We start from the raw sequence: 5,563 nt of genomic DNA, 5'->3' as shown, positions 1-5,563 counted from the left end.
TTGTCCTGTTTCAGTGTCTGACTCAGGGTTTTAATCAAAGGCATCACCCCTTCCTCCTGGCTTCTTTGGCTTCTTTGGTTTCTTCTGTTTCGTCCGCTTCTTCTCCAGAAGCTCCGCTCCGTTTCCCATCATCTTTTCACCCAGCCGCAGGCTCTCTTCCATGCAGGAAAAGTACAGGTTCTCTGATTTGAATACCAGCCGTTTCGGGTACAGCAGTTCGGATTTGATGACTGCCCATGCGAACTGTTCTGCCGTCATGCCGTGGTAACGAAAAAAGCCGCAGGCTGCAAAGGGAGCCGCCCCAAGGATGCACAGCCATCCGGTTACCTGTTCCCCGGCATATTTCCGGGTGACAAAATAGATTCCAAGGGCTGCCAGGATCGCCAGTACCGAAAATAAGCACTGCCGGAAGCTTAAGCCCCAGAACATTGACTCCTGATAGTCTCGGATTTCTTTATTCATTTTCACTTCCATGTTGTTTTCTACCTTTCTCTTTGTAATCTCTGTTTTTTCTTTTGTTTCTGTTTTGGTACATCCCTTTGCCGGATGCCATTTCTTTCCATAAATCTTTTTGTTCCTTCCGGATCAAGCTCTGCCAGTTTTTTCAGGTCGAATGCAACCCTCTGGAAAATGCAGTAACCGGAGGATGCGGTATCCGGCTGTATCGTTCCCAGCTTATGCTGCTTTATAAAACGAAGCTTTTCTTTACTGAAATTGTGGTCGATATAGGCTTCATTGATACCGCCCAGCGGAGCAAAAGGCAGGTTTACCGTAAGGTCTGCAAAGCTTTCCGGGTATCCATCTTCCATATGGTAAAGCCCGATATAGAGATTGTCATCGCTCATGTAACCGTCTACCCTGAGAAATAATTCCTCCCGGCCATACTGCCAGTCGTAGCTCAGTGTCTTTGGTTCTTCCATTTTTTTCGCCTCCTATAATCCCATGATTTCTTTTACGATACGGTCGGATGCCTTGACTGCCCCGACCAGTACCAGCAGGTTAAATACCAGTTCCCCGACGTAATTCCAGACAATGGTCACGGCGGACAGGCTGGTGTCCCCGATGGCCGGCGGACTTGATGCAAACACCGAAAAGATGATGCAGGCCAGTGCGATGATGGCTCCTTCCAGACATACCCCGGCGTAGGAACGGATAAAGTTCTTTCCTACAGACTGGGTTGGCTCCCCGGCAAAGGTTGCCAATGGAATCGGTGCGATGGCCGTGTACATGTACAGCTTGAACATTCTTCCATATACGGTCAGGATCATTACAAAGGAAAGCACGGTAATTAGCAGACTGCCTAACAGGGTTACGATCCACAAAGGGATGGATTCCAGCATCCCGACCGCTTCGATCTTGTCCACGATCTCCGAGGGCAGTTCCGTTACGGTTCCCCCTGCCATCCCGGAGTGGGACATGATGTTTGTCACGATGCCCTGCACAATGGAAAAGATCGCAGTCAGAAGCTCCATGCCGGACATAACGGCTCCCTGTGCCAGTGCAAAACGGATAAAGGCTTTCACTACGTGTTCCGGCTTTTTCATATCCGTGAAGCTCCCACAGGTTTTTATCAGCCCTGCCGCAAAGAACAGAACCAGCAGGCCGTACCCGATGGCTTTCAGTCCACCGTTGATGTTCGTCATCACGCTCCAGATTGCCCCGCCCTTGAAATTCTCCGGGCTTTGCGTCAGCAGTGTCCAGATTTCAGCCAGCTTGTCGCTCCAGGTCTGCAAGGCAGAATTTAGATTCTGTACGATCCAGTTATCACTCAAACAGTTTCACCTCCCATCCTCAAAAGTGAGCAGGGAGCCGGCATTTCGCATGGCTCCCCTTCTGGACTCTTCTCCTATCCCATGATCAGGTCCAGGATCTCTTTTGCAAAGGTAATGATGATACCGCCTGCCAGTGTCAGAAATCCGTTTGCCCTCTGGCTTGGATCGTGGCTCTTTAAGGACAGACCGACCTGCACGATACCAAATCCCAGCAGGATCAGGCCAATGGCTCGGATCAGGGAAAAGATAAACGTGGACAGGTTATTGACTACGGTCAGCGGATCGCCTGCGGCATAAACGCAGGTCGCCCCAATGCAGATCGACAGTACCGTAACTGCATACAGAGCAAACAGTTTCTTCTGCCCTCTCTTCATCTTCAGCGGTGCGGTCTCTTTCCTGATTTCTGTGTGTTTCTTATTTTTCAGTAAATTCATTGGCATTCCTCCCATCAAAAAAGCTCCCCGATGATGTCCTCATCCAGAAGCAGTTCGTAATCGTCATATCTTGTTTCGTCAAATGTAAAATCATCATGCGCCAGCGGTGCTTTCGCATAATTGAACGGGCCGGCACCTCCGTCCTCGGTATACCGGATGTTGGGATGCTTCATCAGGTCATACTTGGCATCCAGTATGGGCCGCTCCCCGCGGATAAACAGAAGTGCATTCTGGTTATCCAGCATACGGACTTCATCCGGCTGTAACAGCTCCCTTCCGCTCTGCTGGAAGTTGGTGGAGTAGCTGCCGGATTTTCCTTTGGTCTGCCCGTAGGTGTTGGTGTCTATGGTTTCTTTCCCCAGTAATTCTGATACATATTTGTGTGTCTCTTTTTCATTGCCGCCCAGGTATAAAAACTCATCGCAGTTGCCCACCAGACTTTCCCAGGAGTCCTTGAACAGAGCCTTTAGCTGGCTCATGTTCTGGATGATGATGCTGCAGTAAATGGAACGGGAACGGCAGGTTGCCAGGATCTTCTCAAACTCATTTGGCAGGGATACGTTTGGAAACTCATCCATGATGCAGTTGACCGGAACCGGGAGGGCACCGCCATGCACACGGTCTGCCATGTAATAAAGCGTCTGGAAAAGCTGGCTGTAGATCATGCCTACCAGATAATTCAAAGAGGTGTCTGCATCCGGGATACAACAGAAAAGGGCAACTTTTCTTTCTCCCATGTTGGAAAGATCCAGTTCATCAGTATTGGTCAGCTTGGCGATCTGCGGCAGATTGAAGGCTGCCAGCCGGACACCTACACTGATCAGGATGGACTTGGCGGTCTTTCCTGCCGCCTGCTTGTAAATGTGATACTGCTTGACGGCAATGCTGTCCGGGTCCCGCATCTCCAGACGGTCAAACAAAATGTCCAGAGGGGACTCGTAGTCCTCGTCCTCTTCTTTTACCTGTGCCGAGCCTAACATCTCCATGATCATGGCGAAGTTCTGTTCTTCCGGCGGAGCTTCGTGGAGCAGATACAGCATCAGTGCCTGAAGCAGTGCGGTTTCGCTCTTCTCCCAGAAGGGATCGGAGGACTGGGAACCTTTGGGTGTGGTGTTTTGTATCAGATTGGAAATAAGACGGAGCACGTCTTTGTCATCGTGGACATACTCGAATGGATTGTAGCAAAAAGATGTGTCGGGATTGATGAGGTCAAAGACACGCACCTCATATCCTTTCTTTTCCAGCAGACCGCCTGTCTTTCGGAGCAGCTCGGCTTTCGGATCGGTGATGACCATCGAACAGCAGCACTGCATGATGTTTGGCAGGGCAAAGCCTCTGGATTTTCCTGCACCGGAGCCTCCCACTACGAGAATGTTGAGACATCTGCGGTGCTTGTGGGTGTCAAGGCTAATGCGGAAGTTCTGTGTCAGCAGGATGTTCTGGGAGTACGGCTTCTGGCTATATTTCTTACAGATCTGCCGGGCATCGCCCCATCTGGCAGAGCCATGTTCTTCCCCTCTGCGGTAGTTCTTCTGACTGGAATAAAAAATGCCGATCCCGGCTGCGTAAAGTAACGTGCAGACCAGCATCGACTTGATGGTATATTCCGTATAATGAAACTGGAAGGGATGGTTCAGCTTTTCTGTGAGAACCTCCATTAGCTCGAAAAGATTCCTGCCCGGCTGGATGGCATCCGCAAGCAGGATTGCTACCCACCAGATGACAGGCAGTCCGGCAAGCCAAATCACCCAGTCTGACTTCCGGCTGTTTGTTACCGGGATGGCTGCTGTTTGGGCCTCTCTGCTCTTGGCAGGTCCGTAATGTGGAAGCTGTCCACTCCCGGAACGAGGGCAAGGCTGCTTCCATTCTCCCAGTTTACGTGGATCTGCCCTGCATCGTCTACCATATCCACCTTACCTTTTAAGCCGGGTGGCATGTGGCTCTCCCCCTCCATGCTGTTAAGCGTGACCTCGGTTCCCGGCGGATATCTTCTCCGCATGGCTTCTATTCTTTCTTGTGTCATATTTCTGTATATTTGTACCACATCCTTTCTTCATCTTCCCCTTCCACGGTATGGGCGGTATCTGGATTTCATGATCTTTAACAGGACGCTGTCGATCCCATCGGAATAGCGTCCGTTTTTCAGGTATGTGTCCCGGAGCTGGTTTAAGGCTTCCACGGATTTGCTGTGTTCGGCTTCTGTCAGGTAGAGCTTTCCCTCTTCCTGCTCTGCCAGCTTCAGAACCAGATCCCGTGTGGTATCCACCGGAAGCCCCTGTTCTTTTTCCTGCCGGAACACTTCCCGGAGTGCATGGATCAGCATGTGGTTCATGATCCGGTCCATCTTTACATATCGCATTCTTGTCATAGGCGAGCCTCCTTTTTTCCTCTTTTTTCTCAACCACAACATACCACACTTCCTCCCGGAAAGCTACTGCAAAAGAGCCGGAAAAGCCCCTTTTTATCAGCGTTCCGGAGACTTTTTACTCTTGGCAGGTTTCTCCGTTTTTTCCTCCGGGATGGCAAATTCATCGGTCATAAATTCCTGCTCGCTTTTGCCAAGGTTGCGGTCTACCTGCTTGCCAATGGAATAGGCTGCACTCTTTACATCCTGGATAAAGGAGCGGAGTTCTTTCGGATCTTTCTGTCCGAATGCCTGCATCTGGCATACCTTGTCAAAGGAAAAACCGGAGACATCCACGCCGTATTTCTGTGCTGTCACATACGCCGCACAATAGGCCTGTGCCGATACCCCTGCCCGGCTGTAGCTTCCATCGTGATGGTCAAGGGATGCACAGGCCAGCTCCCGGCTGATGGAATGGAACGTTGCATTTTCGCTCATGCCATTTCGGACATAGATCGTCCGCTTATTCGGGATGTACTGTGCCTGTACCTTATCCGGCAGATTGTCTGCGATCTGAATCCGTACCTCGCTGTCGGTCAGCAGTGCTTCCATCAGCTGGTCCATCGGCTTTGGCTCTGCCTCTTCTGGCTGCTTGGTACGGATCTGGCTGATGTCATAGGCTTTCTGGATGGAGTACCCCTGCTGGATGACACCGTCCTTTTCATATTCCTGTCCGACAATGAAGTTGTATCCCTTGCTTCCGGTCTTGACTACCTTGCCTTCTTCCTTCCATTTTTCAAAGGTCTTGACCTGCCGGATCTCCGGATTCTGTGCATAAAGCAGGAACAGGTTGTCTGTCCTCTGCGGCTTGCACTGTCCCATAAAATCAAGGAATCCTTTTAAGGAGTCCCCATTCTGGAAGACCTCCTGTGCCTTTCCATCGATCATACCCCAGATTTCTTCCCTCTCCTGCTTTTTCTGTGCGGCATATTCTTCTTTCGATAACCGCTGGG

Annotated in this window: 8 protein-coding genes; all 8 read right to left on the bottom strand. The window is 50.6% G+C overall.

The genetic code is table 11. The features are described 5' to 3' along the window. Positions 1 to 30 precede the first annotated feature (30 nt). The gene (locus tag LIQ05_RS18930; RefSeq protein ID WP_006428305.1) at positions 31 to 474 is read right to left on the bottom strand and encodes a PrgI family protein; all 444 of its coding nucleotides are present in this window, start codon (positions 472 to 474) and stop codon (positions 31 to 33) included. Between the two features lie 8 nt (positions 475 to 482). After that, entirely contained in the window at positions 483 to 920 is a 438-nt protein-coding gene (locus LIQ05_RS18925) for a DUF4313 domain-containing protein (RefSeq protein WP_006428304.1), read from the bottom strand. A gap of 12 nt (positions 921 to 932) precedes the next feature. Beyond that, positions 933 to 1,772, bottom strand: coding sequence for a hypothetical protein (locus LIQ05_RS18920; protein ID WP_044920352.1), 840 nt, complete (start codon positions 1,770 to 1,772; stop codon positions 933 to 935). Between the two features lie 74 nt (positions 1,773 to 1,846). Then, the gene (locus tag LIQ05_RS18915; protein WP_006428302.1) at positions 1,847 to 2,221 is read right to left on the bottom strand and encodes a hypothetical protein; all 375 of its coding nucleotides are present in this window, start codon (positions 2,219 to 2,221) and stop codon (positions 1,847 to 1,849) included. Next, entirely contained in the window at positions 2,221 to 3,987 is a 1,767-nt protein-coding gene (locus LIQ05_RS18910) for a VirD4-like conjugal transfer protein, CD1115 family (RefSeq protein WP_412377306.1), read from the bottom strand. Before LIQ05_RS18910 ends, LIQ05_RS18915 begins: the two co-directional genes overlap by 1 nt. Beyond that, positions 3,978 to 4,229 carry a DUF4314 domain-containing protein gene (locus LIQ05_RS18905; RefSeq protein WP_015513377.1) on the bottom strand — a complete coding sequence of 84 codons (252 nt, stop codon included), beginning with the start codon at positions 4,227 to 4,229 and terminating at the stop codon, positions 3,978 to 3,980. Before LIQ05_RS18905 ends, LIQ05_RS18910 begins: the two co-directional genes overlap by 10 nt. A gap of 30 nt (positions 4,230 to 4,259) precedes the next feature. After that, positions 4,260 to 4,574: a hypothetical protein gene (locus LIQ05_RS18900; RefSeq protein WP_015513376.1), complete on the bottom strand. Its 315-nt coding sequence runs from the start codon at positions 4,572 to 4,574 to the stop codon at positions 4,260 to 4,262. Between the two features lie 96 nt (positions 4,575 to 4,670). Beyond that, positions 4,671 to 5,563 (bottom strand): ArdC-like ssDNA-binding domain-containing protein (locus LIQ05_RS18895; RefSeq protein ID WP_226822888.1); only part of this gene is annotated, 893 nt, incomplete at its 5' end.

This window comes from Blautia glucerasea, assembly GCF_020537505.1.
Lineage (GTDB): Bacteria > Bacillota > Clostridia > Lachnospirales > Lachnospiraceae > Blautia_A.
This window is presented reverse-complemented; position numbering and strand designations above follow the sequence as displayed.

What these genes read in the sequence shown, in the direction of transcription:
- LIQ05_RS18905 (WP_015513377.1), bottom strand. Translation starts at nt 4,229, where the DNA reads ATGACACAAGAAAGAATAGAAGCCATGCGGAGAAGATATCCGCCGGGA.
- LIQ05_RS18930 (WP_006428305.1), bottom strand. Translation starts at nt 474, where the DNA reads ATGGAAGTGAAAATGAATAAAGAAATCCGAGACTATCAGGAGTCAATG.
- LIQ05_RS18925 (WP_006428304.1), bottom strand. Translation starts at nt 920, where the DNA reads ATGGAAGAACCAAAGACACTGAGCTACGACTGGCAGTATGGCCGGGAG.
- LIQ05_RS18900 (WP_015513376.1), bottom strand. Translation starts at nt 4,574, where the DNA reads ATGACAAGAATGCGATATGTAAAGATGGACCGGATCATGAACCACATG.
- LIQ05_RS18915 (WP_006428302.1), bottom strand. Translation starts at nt 2,221, where the DNA reads ATGGGAGGAATGCCAATGAATTTACTGAAAAATAAGAAACACACAGAA.